This is a genomic window from Belnapia sp. AC561, assembly GCF_979252845.1.
The window spans coordinates 48079-62951 of record NZ_CEEDBP010000025.1; the positions used below are offsets into that span (position 1 = coordinate 48079).

A 14873-nucleotide genomic window follows, 5' to 3' on the forward strand; every position below is an offset into this window, starting at 1 on the left:
ATGGCGGGGGGTGGCTTGGTACCCAAAAGTAACCAGCAAAAGGTAACGTGATCCGGATGGCGCCGCTGGCGGTTGACCCGCCGGCCCGAACTGGGCGCCATGCGCAGGATCTTGCGGGGGCCATGGGGATGTCGAAGCTGGCGCGGTGGTGGGTGCTGCCGATGGCGGTCGGGCTGGCGGGATGCGGCCTGACCGTCGAGCGGACCGAGCGGGTCCAGGGGTTCCAGCGGGGCCTGGCCGAATCCGAGGCGCGCGGCACGGTGCTGCGCGGCCGGGTGGCGGAGCTGGAGGCGACCTTGGCGGCGGAGCGCCGGGCGGCCGGCGAATTGTCGGCGATCGAGGCGCGGGTGGCCTCGGCCCAGGCAGCGCTGGCCGGGGCGCAGCGGTCCCGTGGCGCGGCCGAGGCCGAGGCGCGGCGGCTGCGGGAGCGGCTGGCCAATGACGAGCGCGAGCTGGTCACCCTGCGGGCCCAGGCCGGGGAGCTGGAGCAGACCAGCACCACCCGGCGCGGCTTCCTGGCCGATGCGGAGACCCGGATCGGCGGCTTGCGGAACGAGACCGCGGCGGCCGAGCGCCGGCTGGTCGAGCTGCGCGACCAGGCGGCGGCGCAGGACGGCCGGGTTGCCTCGCTGGGCGAGCGGGCCGTGGCGGAGGAGCGCCGGCTGGCCGGGCTGCGCGACATGGCCGCGACCACCGAGCGGCGGCTGGCGACCCTGCGGGACGAGGTCGCCGGCGAGGACCGCAAGCTGGTCGGCCAGCGGGAGCGCGCCACCCAGGAGGAAGCCCGGCTGCAGGGGCTGCGCGCCAGCATCGCCCAGGCGCAGCAGGCGCTGGGCGAACGCCAGCAGGCCGGCACCGAGGCGGAACGGCGGATCGCCGCGCTGCGGGCCGATACCACGGCGGCCGAGCGCGAGCTGGCGGCACGCCGCGCCGCCCTGGCCGAGGCCGAGGGACGGCTGGCCACCACCAACCGCAGTGCCGAGGAAGCCGGGACCCGGGTGCAGGCGCTGGAGCAGCGCGCGACCGAGCTGTCCGGCACCGAGCAGCGGCTGGCCGCGGCACGGGAGGCGCTCTCCACCGCCGAGGCGACCCTGGCGCAGCGACGGACCGCGGTGGACCAGGCGCAGGCGGAACTGACCCGGCTCGGCACCGCGCGGGAGCAGGCGCAGACCGCGCTGACGGCGCTTGAGGCGCGCAGCACCGCGCTGCGGGCCGAGGTGGGCGCCGCCGAGCGGCGGATCGCCGAGCTGCGCGACGGCACCGCCGCCGAGGAGCGCCGCCTGCAGACGGTGCGGGCCGAGGCGCAGGCGGCCGGGGCCGAGCTGGCGACGCGGCGGGCGGCGCTGACCGAGGTGGAGGGCCAGGCCCGGCAGGCGACCGAAGCGAGCCGGCAGGAACAGGCCCGGCTGCGCGAGCAGGTGGAGACGCTGCGGACCGAGGTGGCCGGGATGGAGCGGCGCCGGGCCGACCTCGCCAGCCAGCTGGCCGAGGGCCAGACCCGGCTGGAGCAGCAGCGCGGCGCGCTGCGCGACCTGGCCGAGCGGCTTGGGCGGGAAGGCCAGCGGGCGCGGCCGACCGCCGATGCCCCGGCCGAGGACAACGGGCAGCAGCCCTCCCGCGCGCCATAGGGGGCGGCGGGCTTGGCTTGACGCGGGGTGGCCGGGGCGCCGAGGCTCCGGCAACCCCGGATCGCACCGGGGGCGGAGGAAGCCCGATGCGTCACCTGCTTTTCGCGGCCGCCCTGGCGCTGCTGCCTTTCGCCGCGCCGGCCCAGCAAGCTACCAGCCCACCACCGCAATACCAGGTCGATCCCTTCTGGCCGAAGCCGCTGCCGAATCGCTGGGGCATCGGCCAGGCGGCCGGCGTCGCGGTGGATGCGCGGGACCATGTCTGGGTGATCCATCGTCCCCGCACCATGACGGTGGACGAGCGCGGCGCGGCGCAGACCCCGCCGCTGAGCGAATGCTGCATCCCGGCACCCTCGGTCATCGAGTTCGACCCGGACGGCAACGTGGTGCAGGCCTGGGGCGGGCCGGGGCATCACCCGTCCTGGCCCGAGAACGAGCACGGCATCCATGTCGATGCGCAGGACAATGTCTGGATCGCCGGCAACGGCAACAACGACCATGTCCTGCTGAAATTCACCCGCGACGGGCGCTTCCTGCTGCAGATCGGCCGGAAGGGCGAGACCGGCGGCAGCAACGATACCGAACGGCTCGGCCGGCCCGCGGATGTCGAGGTGGATGCGGCGGCGAACGAGATCTATGTCGCCGACGGCTACGGCAACCGCCGCGTCATCGTCTTCGATGCGACGACCGGCGCCTACAAGCGCCACTGGGGCGCCTATGGCGAGCGGCCGCCGGCCGACGACGCGCTGCCGCCCTACCAGCCCGGCGCCTCCGCCACGGCGCCGGCGCGCTTCTTCCGCAACCCGGTGCATTGCGTGCGGCTCGCGCGCGACGGGCTGCTGTATGTGTGCGACCGCGCCAACGACCGGGTGCAGGTCTTCCGCAAGGATGGCAGCTTCGTGCGGGAATTCGTCGTCGCGCCGGATACGCTGGGCAGCGGCTCGGTCTGGGACCTCGACTTCCTGCCGGATGCGACGCAATCGGTGCTGCTGGCCGCCGATGGCTCGAACAACACGGTGTGGCTGCTGGACCGGGCCGGCGGCGCGCTGGTCGGGCGCTTCGGGCGAAACGGGCGCAATGCCGGGGAATTCCACTGGGTCCACAACATGGCCGTCGACAGCCGCGGCAATGTCTTCACCACGGAGGTCGACACCGGCAAGCGGGCGCAGCGCTTCCGGCTGGTCAGCCAATTGCCCCGCCAGTAGTCTGCCAGAATCCAAAACGGGAGAGTCCAGATCATGATCCATGTCCTCGCCATCATCACCGCCAAGCCCGGCATGCGGGAGGAGGTGCTCGGGCATTTCCGCGCCAACATGGCGGCCGTGCATGCCGAGGATGGCTGCATCGAATACGGCCCGGCGATCGACGCCGAGGGCATGGGCCGCATCCAGACGCCGGTCGGGCCGGATGCCTTCGTCGTTATCGAGAAGTGGGAAAGCCTCGATGCGCTGAAGGCGCATGGTGCGGCGCCGCACATGGCGGCCTATGCGGCGAAGACCAAGGAGCTGCTGGTGAGCCGGGTCATTCATGTGCTGACGCCGGCCGCCTAGTTCGGCGTAGGCTACCTGGAGTAGGCTGCCTGGGGACCGGCGCCATCGAAGCGCCGGCCACGGGAGTTGACGCGATGCCTGTTCCAGTACCCCGGCCTTCGCGCCGGGCGTTGCTCGGCCTCTCGGCCGCCCTGTCCGCACCCGCCATCGGCCATGCCGCGGCCTTTCCCGAAAGGCCGGTGCGGCTCATCATCCCCTGGGCGCCCGGTGGCTCGACCGACAGCCAGATGCGGGTGATGGCGGAGATCGCGGGAAAGCACCTCGGCCAGCCCATCGTCATCGAGAACAAGCCGGGCGCGCGCGGCACCTTCGCCGCCGCCATGCTGCATGGCCAGGTGAAGCCGGATGGCTATGTCATCGGCCAGATCCACCAGGGGGTGCTGAGCCATCCCTTCATGACGAAGTCGGCCACCTGGGATGCGGCGACGGACTTCGACTACATCCTTGGGATCACCGGCTATCTCTCGGGCCTGGTCGTGCGGGCGGAAGCGCCCTGGCAGGACTGGAAGTCGCTGATGGACCACATGCGCGCCAATCCGGGGCGCGTCTCCATCGGCACCTCCGGCGTCGGCGGGGCGAGCCATCTGGTGATGGCGCAGCTCATGGAGGCCGAGCACGCGACCATGCTGCACGTGCCCTATCGCGGCGTGGCGGAAACGACGACGGCGCTGCTCTCGGGTCAGGTGGATGCGGTGGCCGACAGTTCCGGCTGGGCGCCGCATGTCGAGGCCGGGCGGATGCGGCTGCTGGCGATCTGGGCGAATACCCGGGCGAAGCGCTTCCCGGATGTGCCGACGATCAAGGAACTCGGCCACGACGTCGGCGGCATCGCGCCCTATGGGCTGGCGGCGCCGAAGGGGACGGACCCCGCGGTGGTCGCCACCCTGCACGATGCCTTCAAGGCGGCGCTGTTCGACCCGCAGCACCTGGCGGTGCTGGAGCGCTACGACATGCCGGTCCTCTACATGACCGGCGAGGAATTGCGCGCCTGGAACGCGGCGCGCATCCCGGTGGAGCGGGACCTGATCCGCCGCCTCGGGATCAGCTTCGAATAGCCGAGAGAACCTCATCGGTATGCTCGCCCACCTTCGGCGCCGGGCGATGCGACCAGGGCCGCGTCCGGTCGAAGTTGATGGGCAGGCCGATGACCTGCACGCCGCTTTCGGGCAGGGTCTGCACCATGTCGACGGCGGCGAATTGCTCGCTGGCGATCAGCTCGCCGATGTCGTTCACCGGGCTGCAGGGCACGCCGGCGGCCTCCAGCGCGGCGACCCAGTGGTCCCGCGTGTTGCTGCGCAGCGCCTCGGCCACCATGGGGATGAGCTCGGCCTTGTGCCGCACCCGCATGGCGCCGCGGGCGAAGCGCGCATCCTCGGCCCATTCGGGATGGCCGAGCACCCGGGCGCAACGGGCCCAGAGCCGGTCGTTGCCGGCGGCGAGGCAGATCGGCCGGTCGGCGCAGTCGAAGACCTGGTAGGGCACGATGACATTGGCGCCGGTGCCGTGGCGCTGCGGCACCGCACCGCCCGCCAGCACGCTGTTCACATGCCCCTCGACCCAATGCACCGCCGTCTCCAGCAGCGAGGTATCGACCAGGCAGCCCTTTCCGGTGCGGTCGCGCTGGCGCAGCGCCGCCAGCGCGCCGATGGTGCAGAACATGCCCGTCGCCTTGTCGTTGACCGAGGCGCCGCAGAAGGTCGGCGGGTCCTGCGGCCGTCCGGTCACGCTCATCATGCCGCCATAGGCCTGCAGCAGCGGGTCGAAGCCGGGGTTCAGCCGCATCGGCCCCTGGTAGCCGAAGGCCCAGATGGAGCAGTAGATCAGCCGCGGGTGGCGGGCGAGCATCGCCTCCGGCCCGATGCCGATCTCGTCCACCACGCCGGGGCGGAGGTTCTGGATCAGGATATCGGCGGTCTCGCAGAGCGCATGGAGGGAGGCGATGTCCTCCGGCTTCTTCAGGTCGAGCACGACGCTGCGCTTGTTGCGGTTCTGGCTATGGAAATAGAGGCTGGTCTCGCCATCCGGGCCATAGGGAGGGCCCCACATGCGGGCATCGTCGCCGCCGTCCGGCTTCTCGATCTTGATCACGTCGGCGCCCATGTCGGCCAGCATGACGCCGGCGAGCGGGCCCGCCAGGGCCTGGCCCACCTCGATCACCCGCAGCCCGTCCAGCGGTAAGGTCGTTTGGGGCAAAGTCATTCGCAATCTCCCTCGATGGCCGGACAATAGCGGCGGCTGGCGCGGGCTGGCCAGACGGGTATCCTCCCCGGCAGGAAACGTCAGGGGATACCCGCGATGAGCAGCAGCAGCGCCAATGCGCATTACGTGCCGGTCCGTGAGGACTGGCTGGCCAAGGTCACCGAGGCGCCGCTGGATCCCGGCCTGCCGATCGTCGACCCGCACCACCACCTCTGGGACCGGCCGGGCTGGCGCTACCTGCTGGACGATCTGCTGGCGGATACGCGCCAGGGGCACAACATCGTCTCGACCGTCTTCGTGCAGTGCCGGGCGATGCACCGCGCCGGCGGGCCGGAAGCTTACCAGCCGGTGGGCGAGACCGAATTCGTCAACGGCATCGCCGCGATGAGCGCGAGCGGCGGCTACGGCCCGACCAGGGTCTGCGAGGGCATCGTCGGCCACGTGAACCTGATGATCGGCGAGGCGGCCCGCGACGTCCTGCAGGCGCATGTCCAGGCCGGCGGCGGGCGGTTCCGCGGCATCCGCCACATCACCAGCTGGGACCCGGACCCCGTCATCATGAACCCGGCCTATCAGCCGCCGGAGGACATCTTCTTCCGCGACGACTTCCGCCGCGGCTTTGCGCAACTGGCGCCGCTGGGGCTGACCTTCGATGCCTGGCTGTACCACCCGAAGATCCCCGACCTGACGGCGCTGGCGCGGGCCTTCCCGGAGACGCCGATCGTGCTCGACCATGTCGGCGGGCCGCTCGGCATCCGCGGCTATGCCGGCAAGCGCGACGAGGTCTTTTCGAACTGGCGGAAGTCGATGGCCGAACTGGCCACCTGCCCGAACGTGCATGTGAAGGTCGGCGGCCTGGGCATGCGGATCAACGGCTTCGGCTTCGAGGATGCGGACATGCCGCCGAGCTCCGACGCGCTGGTCGCCGCCTGGAAGCCGTACATGGACACGACCATCGAGCTGTTCGGCGCCACGCGCTGCATGTTCGAGAGCAATTTCCCGGTGGACAAGGGCAGCTACGGCTACGGCGTCTTCTGGAACGCCTGCAAGAAGATCGCGGCGGGTGCCTCCGCCGCCGAACGCACCGCGCTGTTCAGCGGGACGGCGAGCCGGTTCTACCAGCTCGGCTGATGCGGCCGGGCAGCCGCGGCTACACGACCGCCATCGTCGTGGCGCAAGTGCTGACGCAGATCGGCGCCTTCACCCTGCCGGCGCTGCTGCCGGGGTATATGGCGGATTGGGGGCTGACGGCGACGGCGGCGGGCTGGCTGATCGGCATCTTCTTCGCCGCCTATGTCGTGGCAGTGCCGGTGCTGGTGGCGCTGACGGACCGGCTGCCGGCGCGGCGGGTCTATCTGGTGGGGGCGGGGCTGACGGCGGCCTCGCATCTCGGCTTCGCGCTGGTGGCGGAGGGTTTCTGGTCGGCGCTGGCGCTGCGGGCGGTGGCCGGCATCGGCTGGGCCGGGGTCTACATGCCCGGGCTGAAGGCGATCGCCGATCCGCTGGAAGGGGCGGCGCAGTCGCGCGCCGTCTCCTGGCATGCGGCGGGGGTGGGGATCGCCGGGGCCTGTTCCTTCCTGGTCGCGGGCACCTGCGCGGCGCTCGGCGGGCCGCCGGCGGCCTTCCTGTTCGGGGCGGTGGCGGCGCTGGGCGCCTTCGGCATCGCCCTGGTGGTGCTGCCGGACAGCCTGCCGCCGAAGCTGCCGGGGCCGCCACGGGCGCTGCTCGACTTCTGCCCGGTCTTCCGCAACCGCCGGGCCATGGCCTGGATCGCCGGCTACACGGTCCATACCTGGGAGATGGCGGCGCTGCGCGCCTGGAGCGTGACCTTCCTGACCGCCGCGGCTGTGGGCAGCGCCCTGCCCGATTGGGTACCGGGGCCGACGGTGCTGGTGACGGCCATCGGCCTGGTCTGCATCGCCGTCTCGGTCACCGGCAACGAGACGGCGCAGAAGCATGGCCGGCAGCGGGTGGTGACGGCGGCGATGGGCGTCGCGGCGGCGCTGTCGCTGCTCACCGGCTGGACGGTGGGGCTGGGGCTGCCGGTCGCGGCGCTGCTGGTGCTGGCCTGGAATGCGGCGATCTACCTGGACAGCTCGGCGCTGACCGGGGGGACGGTGCAGGCCGCGGGGCCGGGGCTGCGCGGGGCGACGATGGGGCTGCACAGCATGGCCGGCTATACCGGCGGCTTCATCGGTCCGCTCGGCGTTGGCGTGGTGCTGGACTGGGCCGGCAGCGACGTGGTGCTGGGCTGGGGCCTGGCCTTCGGCCACCTGGCGGTGGTGACCCTGGCCGGGCTGGCGGTGGTCCGGCGGCTGGGGGCGGCAGCCTAGCCGCGGCGTCAGAAGCGGCTGGGCCGATAGGGCTCCGGGCTGACGAAGGGCGTCTCGCCATCCATCATCTCGGCCAGCATCCGGCCGGTGGTGGGGCCGAGGGTCAGGCCCTGGTGGGCATGGCCGAAGGCGCACCAGGCGCCGGGCTGGCCGGGCAGCGGGCCGATGATCGGCAGCATGTCCGGCGTGCAGGGGCGGGTGCCCATCCAGGGCGTCGCCTCCACCCGGTCCGCCAGCGGCAGCAGGCTGCGGGCGACGGGTTCCGCGCGTTCGAGCTGGACCGGGCTGGGCGGCGCATCGGGCCGGGCAAATTCGGCGCCGGTGGTCAGCCGGATGCCGGCCCGCATGGGTGCGAGCAGGAAGCCGCTGTCGGTATCCAGCAGGGGCCGGTGCAGGGTGGCGTTGCCCTTCAGCCCGTAGTGCATGTGGTAGCCACGCTTGCCGAAGGTCGGCGGCGCATAGCCGAAGCGCTTGGTGAGCTGGGCGGAGGCGGCGCCGAGGGCGACGACGACTTCCGCCGCCTCGACCGGGCCGGCGCTGGTCTGCACCCGCCAGCCGCCGCCGGCGCGTTCCAGGCTGCCGGCATCGCCCAGCGCCAGGGTGCCGCCGGCCTCGGCGAACATCCCGGCATAGGCCAGGGTCAGGGCATGCGGGTCGCTGACCGAGAGCGGGTCGGTCCAGTGGATGGCGCCGCTGCGCTCGACCAGCAGATGCGGCTCGGCGGCGGCCAGGGCCTTGGAATCGAGGGCGGTGAAATTCACGCCGTAGTCGCGCCGGGCGATCTCGGCCTGGGCCAGCGCCGCCTCCAGCCGGCCAGCCTCGCCGAACATGCGGATCCAGCCGATGGGGCGCAGCAGCGCCATGGCATCCGTGCCGGTGGCCAGCGCCAGATGTTCGTCCACGCAGGTGGCGATGAGCCGGGAATAGGCCTGCACCGCGCCGAGGTAGCGCTGCGGTTCCGAGTTCCACCAGTAGCGCAGCAGTGGCGAGACGAAGCCGGGCAGGGCGAGCGGGTGGTAGGAGACATCGATGGCGGCATTGCCGGCGATGCGGCGCAACTCCGCCAGGGCGCGGGGGAAGGGGTGGGGATAGACCGCCTCCCGCTGGATCAGCCCGCCATTGCCGAAGGAGGCACCCTCGCCCGGCCCCTGGCGGTCCAGCAGCACGACATCCCGGCCCCGCCGGCGCAGATGCAGGGCGACCGAGACGCCCACCATTCCCGCCCCGAGCACGATCGCAGATGCCGGCATGCCTCAGATCCCCTTGTTCGTCGTCGTGGAAGCCAGCAAGAAGCGGGCCGGCCGCAAGCCTATTCGGCGGCCTTCTTGGCGTAGATGCCCATGGCGTTGTAGGGCGCATAGGGCGGGAAGGCACCGATCGCCGTCATGTCCACCTCGACCAGGGAGGGGCCTGGCGTGGCGATGGCGCGAGCCATGACCTCCGCCAGCTCCCCGGCGCTGGAGACCTTGAAGCCGGGCAGGCCGGCGACGGCGGCGAGCTTCTGCAGGTCCGGCCCCTGCAGGTCGCCGAAATACATCCGGCCATCCTGCAGCGCGCCCTGGATATGCTTGATGACGCCGTAGCCGCGGTCGTTCATCACCAGGATGACCAGCTCGGCGCGTTCCTGCACCGCGGTCCAGAGCTCCGTCATGTTCATGGCGAAGCCGCCGTCGCCGACCATGGCGATGGTCTTGCGGCCGTTGCCGGCCATCGCCGCGCCGATGCCCATGGGCAGGCCGGGTCCGATGGCGGCGCTGATGGGATGCACGGCGTCGCGCGGGCCATAGACCGGGAAGATGCGGTTGCCCCAGCTGCTGTTGCTGATGGTGATGTCGCGCACAAACAGAGCATCGCGCGGCATGGCGCGGCGCAGCTCGGCGGGGAAGTCGCTGTAGGGGCCGAGGGTGTCGCGGTAGTCGGCCAGCGCCCGGCGGCGCATCTCGCGGAAGTCCGCGGCGAAGCCGGGATCGACCTGCATCCGGCCGGCGAGGCGCTTCGCCAGCCCGGCCATGACCAGCGCCGCATCGCCGCAGACGAAACCGGCATTGGGATAGGTGCGGCCATTGGCGCGCGGATCCACGTCCACCTGGATCAGCGGCTGCGGCAGCTTCAGCGAGAAGTCGCCCGTCTCATGCCCGCGCAGCCGGCTGCCGACGACCAGCATGGCGTCGCAGCTTTGGTAGAATTCCTGCACCCGGGGGGAGCCGTTGCCATGCATCCCGCCGAGGGTCATCGGCTGGTCCTCGGGGATGATGCCGCGCCCGTTCCAGGAATTCACCGCGCCGAAGCCGAGGCCGAGCAGCGCCATGGCCTCCGCCCCCGCCGCCTTGGCGCCGTTGCCGAGCCAGAGCATCGGGCGCTTGGCCCGCGCCAGGATCTCGGCGGCCTCGTCGAGTGCGGCCTCGGAGGGGGCGAGGGGCGCAGGGATGGGCAGCACCAGCGTATCCAGCTGCGCCGGGCGGGGGATGGCGGTGCGCTGGATATCGATCGGGATCTCGACCGAGACGGGGCCCATCGGCGGGGTCAGCGCCAGGGTGGCGGCCTGGGTCAGCACGCCCAGCGCCTCCTGCGCCGAGCGCACCCGGAAGGCCGCCTTGGAGACGGCCTCCAGCATCGCGGTCTGGCCGGGCACGTCGTGCACCGTGCCCATGTCGCGGTCGATGAACTTCGTCGGCGTCTGGCCGGTGATGTGCAGCATGGGGGAGCCGGCGAATTGCGCCTCCACCAAGCCGGGCACCGTGTTGGCGGCGCCGGGGCCGGTGGAGGAGAACATCACGCCGAGATGGCCGGAGACCCGGGCATAGGCATCCGCCATGTGGCCGCCGCCCATTTCGCCGCGGGCCATGACGTAGCGGATGGCGTTGCGCCGGCCGATGCCGTCCAGCATCGGGATGTTGTGGACCGAGACGATGCCGAAGCAGGTGGTCACGCCGATGCGCGAGAGGAATTCGGCGACGAGGTCGCCGACGTTGTAGGGGGTATCCGCCATGGCTCTGGTCCCGTTTCTTCCCGTATGGCCGCAGTCTGCCACAGGGGCGGGATAAGGCCATGGGGGTGGCCAGGATGGGCGCTGGCGGTGCTAGCATCCCGCCCAGGGGCTCGGCACGAAGCCCCGCGGAGGAGACACGCATGCGCATCACCCGCCGTGGCCTGGCGCTGCTGGCCGCGCCGTCGCTTGCATCGGCGCAGGCACCCGCCTGGCCGAACCGGCCGGTCCGCCTCATCAATCCCTTCGCGCCCGGCGGCCCGCAGGACGTGCCGGCGCGCTTCTTCGTGGAGGCGCTGACGCCGAAGCTGGGCCAGCCGCTGGTCTACGACAGCCGGGCGGGGGCGGGCGGCGCGGTCGGCCTGCAGCATGTCGCGCAGGCGACGGATGGCCATAGCTTCGTCATCACCTCCAATGCCGTCGCCACCCTGCCGGCGATCCGCCGCAACCTGGGCTTCGACCCCTTCACCGACCTGCTGCCGGTGACGCTGGTGATGCAGTCGCCCTATACCATCGTGGTGCGGGCCAATGGCCCGGCGAGCTTCGCGGATTTCCTCGGCCAGGCGCGGGCGGCGCCGAACCGGCTGACCTTCGGCAGCTCGGGCGTCGGCGCCTCGACGCATCTGACGATGGCCTTGCTGATGCAGAAGGCGGGCATCGCGCTGACGCATGTGCCCTATCGCGGGGCGCAGCTGGCGATGACGGCGGTGCTGGCAGGCGACATCGATGCCTTCATCGGCGACCTCTCGGTGCCGCTCGAGCATATCCGCGCCGGCACCGCGCGCTGCCTGGCGGTGACGACCACGGCGCGGGCGCCGCTGCTGCCGGAGGTGCCGGCGGCGGCGGAGCTGGTGCCGGGCTTCGCCTCGACGCTGTGGTACGGGCTGTTCGCGGCCAAGGCGACGCCGCCGGAGGCGGTGCGGCGGATGCTGGCGGAGCTGCAGGCGCTGCGCGGCGGCGAACTCGTGCAGCGCCTGTCGTCGGTCGGGGCGGAGCTGCTGCTGAGCGGCCCGGCCCCGCTTGCCGAGCGGCTGCGGGCGGAGGTGCCGCAATGGCGGGCGGTGGTGGCGGCGGCGGGGATCGAGCCGGAGTAGCGGCTAACGCAGGAAGCCGGCGATCAGCGCGACGGTCGCCGCCGGCTGCTCCTCCATCAGCCAATGGCCGGAGCCATCGACGACGGCGCCGCGGACATCGGTCGCGGCGGCACGCGCCACGACTTCCATCGTCGTGCCGAAGGAGGCCGCGCCGCCGACCGCGAGCACCGGCATGGCGAGCCTGCCGCGGGCGAGGAAGGCCTGGTTGTCGACGGCATCCTGGTCGAAGGCGCCGAATTGCGCGAAGCCGGCCCGCATCGCCCCGGGCAGGGCATAGAGCGCGGCATAGTGCTGGCGCGCGGCTTCGCCGAAGCGGCGCGGATCGGCCGAGAACTCGTTCCAGAAACGGTCGAGGTAGATCCGCTCCCGCCCGGCGACCAGCCGTTCCATGTCCGGCCCGCCGAAGCGGAAGTGCCAGAGCAGCGGGCTCTTCAGCACCTCCTCCCAGGGGCCGATCCCGGGCAGCGGCGCATCCATCAGGACGAAGCGGGTGATGCGGCCGGGATGCTGGGCGGCCAGGGCATAGCCGACCATGTTGCCGATGTCGTGGGTGACGAGCGCCGCGCGGTCGATCCGCAGCGCATCGAGCAGCCGCGCCATGTCCTGGCCCTGGGTCTTCTTGTCGTAGCCGCCCTCCGGCCGGGAGGAGAGGCCCAGGCCGCGCAGGTCGGGCGCGACGACGGTATGGTCGCGGGCCAGCTCGGCGGCGAGCGGCGCCCACATGTCGCCGGTCTCGCCATAGCCGTGCAGCAGCAGCACCGCCGGCCCCTGGCCGCCGATCCGCACATGCAGGGTCACGCCCTCGACGGCGACGGCCTCCGTCCGGAAGCCGGCGGGGAAGGGTGCCATCTGGGCCATGGCCACCTGGGCGAAGGCCGGTGGGGTCGGCGCGGCGAAGGTGAAGGCGGCGAGGGCACCCAGTAGCGAAGGCTTCATGATCCGGTCTCCTGGCAGCGCGGGCGCTGCCTGCGGCGGCAGTGTGGCGCGCAGCCCGGGCGGGGGTCAGACTGCGGCGGCCGGAACTGGAAGTCGGATTTTCCGAACGATGATGAAGCTCGACGGCGTCACCACCTTCGTCGCCATCGCCCAGGCCGGGTCGATCACCCTGGCGGCACGGCGCCTGCGGCTGGCGAAGTCCGTGGTCAGCGACCGGCTGACGGAGCTGGAGCGCACCCTGGGCACGGCCCTGCTGCACCGGGCGAGCCGCGGCGTCTCGCTCACCGAGGATGGCGCGGCCTTCCTCGAGCGGGCGGAGCGGATCGCGCAGGATGTCGAGGAAGCGGCCGCCGACATGGCCGAGCGGCGCGGCACGCTGTCCGGCCCGCTGCGGCTCTCGGTGCCGGTGACCTTCGGGCGGATGCATCTCGGGCCCGCGCTCTATCCCTTTCTCGCGGCGCATCGCCGGATCGAGCTGACGCTCGACCTCGACGACCGCCGCGTCGATGCCGCGGCGGATGGCTACGACGCCGTGGTGCGGCACGGCGCGCTGGGCGATACGCGGCTGATGGCCTGGAAGCTCGCCACCAGCCGGCGGGTGCTGGTGGCCGCGCCGGCCTATCTCGAACGGCATGGCACGCCCGCCTCGCCGGCGGAGCTGGAGGCGCATCGCGGCATCTTCTACCTCAACCGCGGCGCGGCGGACTGGCGGTTCCTGCTGCCGGGCGGCGCCGCCATCGTGCGGGGCCGGCCGGCGCTGCGGGTGAACAACGGCGACATGATGCGGGATGCCGTGGTGGCCGGGCTGGGCATCGCGCTGCTGCCGACCTTCATCATCGGCGCGGATATCCGGGCCGGCCGGGTCCGCGTCATCCGCCTGGGCGCCGAGGCGGAGACGGAGTTCATCTACATCGCCCATGCGGAGGGACGCCGTCCCTCCGCCAAGCTGCGGGCCCTGGCGGAATGCCTGCGCCGGGCCTTCGGTGACCCGCCCTACTGGGAGCCGGAGTAGCGGCCTAGCGCCGGACGTTCGCCTGCATCCAGTCGACCAGCATCCCGGCGATCTGCAGGTTGTTCCTGTCCTGCATGAGCATGTGCGAATTGCCGCGGATGCCCTGGTCCGGCAGCACCACCAGCGAGGCCTTGCCGCCGGCGGCGTTCAGCTTTTCCACGAAGGCGCGGCAGGCCACCAGCCGCGGCGCCCAGCGGGGGAATTGCTCCACGTAGTCGCCGAACAGCACCATGATCGGGATGCCCTTGTAGGGGGCCAGGTCGCCGGCCGCATCCGGGCAGGCGCCGGGCTCGACCGAGATGATCCCGGCCACGCCCCTGGTCTCCAGCGCCGCGGTCTGGAAGGGGTAGATGCCGGATTGCGAGTGGCTGATCAGCACGGCGCCGCGCAGCCGCTGGGCGAGCGCCGAGAGCGCCGGGACGGTCGGGTTCGGCGTCGGCATCGAGGCGAGGTAGTCCGGCACCATCTGCTTCCAGAACTCGGCCTGGGCCTCGATCGGGAATTGCAGGTCGGGGAAGGTCTGCGGGAAGGCGGTGCCGAAGCGGAAGATCGCCCAGGCGGATTCGTGGGAGGCGGAGAAGACCGTGGGCAGCCGCTCGGCCGGGGCGCCCTTGCGGACGGCGTTGATGCCGGAGGGATCGCCGGCGGAGCGGCCGCGCCGCACCTGGTCGACGACATAGGTCGGCTGGCCGCGGCGGGTGAAGTATTCGGCCCAGCCCATGCGGCCATCCGGCGTCGTCTCCCAGGTGGTGCCGGTCAGGCAGCAGCCATGGATCAGCACCACCGGCGTCGCCGCGGCACCGCCGGCGGGGACCTGGTACTGCACGTACATCTGGTCGACGGTGATGGTGCCGGCGGGGGCATAGGCCGGCAGGGTCGAGAGATCCTCGGAGGCGATGTCGCGGCCGCCGACGAAGAAGGCGCCCTGGCTTTCGATCGACAGCGGCCCGGTGGGGGCGGGGGTGGGGGCTGGTGCGGCGGTCTGGGCCGCGGCCATCGGCGCCAGGGCCAGCATGGTCAGCAGTCCGGCGATACGGCGGTACATGGTCGTTTCTTCTCCCGGGGCGGCGGGCTGTCCGGCCGCGTGGCCGCAGTATGTCCGGCGCCCGGCACCGGACCAAGCCGCGGCGGGCTT

General features: G+C 72.2%; 13 protein-coding genes. 8 read left to right on the forward strand and 5 right to left on the reverse strand.

The features are described 5' to 3' along the window. The first annotated feature begins 122 nt into the window (after positions 1-122). From AC0IW9_RS19410 to AC0IW9_RS19425, 4 genes are all read left to right on the forward strand, one after another. Positions 123-1628 (forward strand): coiled-coil domain-containing protein, encoded by a 1506-nt coding sequence (locus AC0IW9_RS19410; protein ID WP_471649940.1) that lies wholly within the window; start codon positions 123-125, stop codon positions 1626-1628. Between the two features lie 86 nt (positions 1629-1714). Continuing rightward, the gene (locus AC0IW9_RS19415) at positions 1715-2833 is read left to right on the forward strand and encodes an NHL repeat-containing protein (RefSeq protein ID WP_471649941.1); all 1119 of its coding nucleotides are present in this window, start codon (positions 1715-1717) and stop codon (positions 2831-2833) included. A 33-nt stretch (positions 2834-2866) separates the two neighbouring features. Then, positions 2867-3178: a putative quinol monooxygenase gene (locus AC0IW9_RS19420; RefSeq protein ID WP_471649942.1), complete on the forward strand. Its 312-nt coding sequence runs from the start codon at positions 2867-2869 to the stop codon at positions 3176-3178. 74 nt (positions 3179-3252) lie between these two features. Beyond that, positions 3253-4233, forward strand: a complete 981-nt coding sequence (locus AC0IW9_RS19425; protein WP_471649943.1) for a Bug family tripartite tricarboxylate transporter substrate binding protein — start codon at positions 3253-3255, stop codon at positions 4231-4233. Here AC0IW9_RS19425 and AC0IW9_RS19430 read toward each other — a convergent pair. Then, positions 4220-5377: a CaiB/BaiF CoA transferase family protein gene (locus AC0IW9_RS19430; RefSeq protein WP_471649944.1), complete on the reverse strand. Its 1158-nt coding sequence runs from the start codon at positions 5375-5377 to the stop codon at positions 4220-4222. The genes AC0IW9_RS19425 and AC0IW9_RS19430 overlap by 14 nt on opposite strands. Positions 5378-5473: 96 nt before the next feature. Here AC0IW9_RS19430 and AC0IW9_RS19435 point away from each other — a divergent pair, with 96 nt between their 5' ends. Both AC0IW9_RS19435 and AC0IW9_RS19440 read left to right on the forward strand, forming a co-directional pair. Further along, the gene (locus AC0IW9_RS19435) at positions 5474-6508 is read left to right on the forward strand and encodes an amidohydrolase family protein (RefSeq protein WP_471649945.1); all 1035 of its coding nucleotides are present in this window, start codon (positions 5474-5476) and stop codon (positions 6506-6508) included. Further along, positions 6508-7710, forward strand: a complete 1203-nt coding sequence (locus AC0IW9_RS19440) for an MFS transporter (protein WP_471649946.1) — start codon at positions 6508-6510, stop codon at positions 7708-7710. Before AC0IW9_RS19435 ends, AC0IW9_RS19440 begins: the two co-directional genes overlap by 1 nt. 8 nt (positions 7711-7718) lie before the next feature. Here the strand turns inward: AC0IW9_RS19440 and AC0IW9_RS19445 are convergent, their stop codons facing one another. Then, positions 7719-8960, reverse strand: coding sequence for an NAD(P)/FAD-dependent oxidoreductase (locus tag AC0IW9_RS19445; RefSeq protein WP_471649947.1), 1242 nt, complete (start codon positions 8958-8960; stop codon positions 7719-7721). Positions 8961-9019: 59 nt separating this feature from the next. Beyond that, the gene (locus tag AC0IW9_RS19450; protein WP_471649948.1) at positions 9020-10699 is read right to left on the reverse strand and encodes a thiamine pyrophosphate-binding protein; all 1680 of its coding nucleotides are present in this window, start codon (positions 10697-10699) and stop codon (positions 9020-9022) included. Between the two features lie 140 nt (positions 10700-10839). Between AC0IW9_RS19450 and AC0IW9_RS19455 the strand changes: the two genes are divergently transcribed. After that, positions 10840-11790: a Bug family tripartite tricarboxylate transporter substrate binding protein gene (locus AC0IW9_RS19455; protein ID WP_471649949.1), complete on the forward strand. Its 951-nt coding sequence runs from the start codon at positions 10840-10842 to the stop codon at positions 11788-11790. 3 nt (positions 11791-11793) lie between these two features. On the opposite strand, the gene AC0IW9_RS19460 is transcribed toward AC0IW9_RS19455, so the two are convergent. Then, positions 11794-12726 carry an alpha/beta fold hydrolase gene (locus tag AC0IW9_RS19460; protein ID WP_471649950.1) on the reverse strand — a complete coding sequence of 311 codons (933 nt, stop codon included), beginning with the start codon at positions 12724-12726 and terminating at the stop codon, positions 11794-11796. 109 nt (positions 12727-12835) lie between these two features. Here AC0IW9_RS19460 and AC0IW9_RS19465 point away from each other — a divergent pair, with 109 nt between their 5' ends. After that, positions 12836-13738, forward strand: a complete 903-nt coding sequence (locus AC0IW9_RS19465; RefSeq protein WP_471649951.1) for a LysR family transcriptional regulator — start codon at positions 12836-12838, stop codon at positions 13736-13738. A gap of 4 nt (positions 13739-13742) precedes the next feature. On the opposite strand, the gene AC0IW9_RS19470 is transcribed toward AC0IW9_RS19465, so the two are convergent. After that, positions 13743-14783: a hypothetical protein gene (locus AC0IW9_RS19470; RefSeq protein ID WP_471649952.1), complete on the reverse strand. Its 1041-nt coding sequence runs from the start codon at positions 14781-14783 to the stop codon at positions 13743-13745. Between the last annotated feature and the right edge of the window lie 90 nt (positions 14784-14873).

Coding starts and splice junctions, on each gene's coding strand:
- AC0IW9_RS19420 (WP_471649942.1), top strand. CDS start 2,867: ATGATCCATGTCCTCGCCATCATCACCGCCAAGCCCGGCATGCGGGAG.
- AC0IW9_RS19430 (WP_471649944.1), bottom strand. CDS start 5,377: ATGACTTTGCCCCAAACGACCTTACCGCTGGACGGGCTGCGGGTGATC.
- AC0IW9_RS19455 (WP_471649949.1), top strand. CDS start 10,840: ATGCGCATCACCCGCCGTGGCCTGGCGCTGCTGGCCGCGCCGTCGCTT.
- AC0IW9_RS19450 (WP_471649948.1), bottom strand. CDS start 10,699: ATGGCGGATACCCCCTACAACGTCGGCGACCTCGTCGCCGAATTCCTC.
- AC0IW9_RS19435 (WP_471649945.1), top strand. CDS start 5,474: ATGAGCAGCAGCAGCGCCAATGCGCATTACGTGCCGGTCCGTGAGGAC.
- AC0IW9_RS19415 (WP_471649941.1), top strand. CDS start 1,715: ATGCGTCACCTGCTTTTCGCGGCCGCCCTGGCGCTGCTGCCTTTCGCC.
- AC0IW9_RS19440 (WP_471649946.1), top strand. CDS start 6,508: ATGCGGCCGGGCAGCCGCGGCTACACGACCGCCATCGTCGTGGCGCAA.
- AC0IW9_RS19445 (WP_471649947.1), bottom strand. CDS start 8,960: ATGCCGGCATCTGCGATCGTGCTCGGGGCGGGAATGGTGGGCGTCTCG.
- AC0IW9_RS19465 (WP_471649951.1), top strand. CDS start 12,836: ATGATGAAGCTCGACGGCGTCACCACCTTCGTCGCCATCGCCCAGGCC.
- AC0IW9_RS19425 (WP_471649943.1), top strand. CDS start 3,253: ATGCCTGTTCCAGTACCCCGGCCTTCGCGCCGGGCGTTGCTCGGCCTC.
- AC0IW9_RS19460 (WP_471649950.1), bottom strand. CDS start 12,726: ATGAAGCCTTCGCTACTGGGTGCCCTCGCCGCCTTCACCTTCGCCGCG.
- AC0IW9_RS19410 (WP_471649940.1), top strand. CDS start 123: ATGGGGATGTCGAAGCTGGCGCGGTGGTGGGTGCTGCCGATGGCGGTC.
- AC0IW9_RS19470 (WP_471649952.1), bottom strand. CDS start 14,783: ATGTACCGCCGTATCGCCGGACTGCTGACCATGCTGGCCCTGGCGCCG.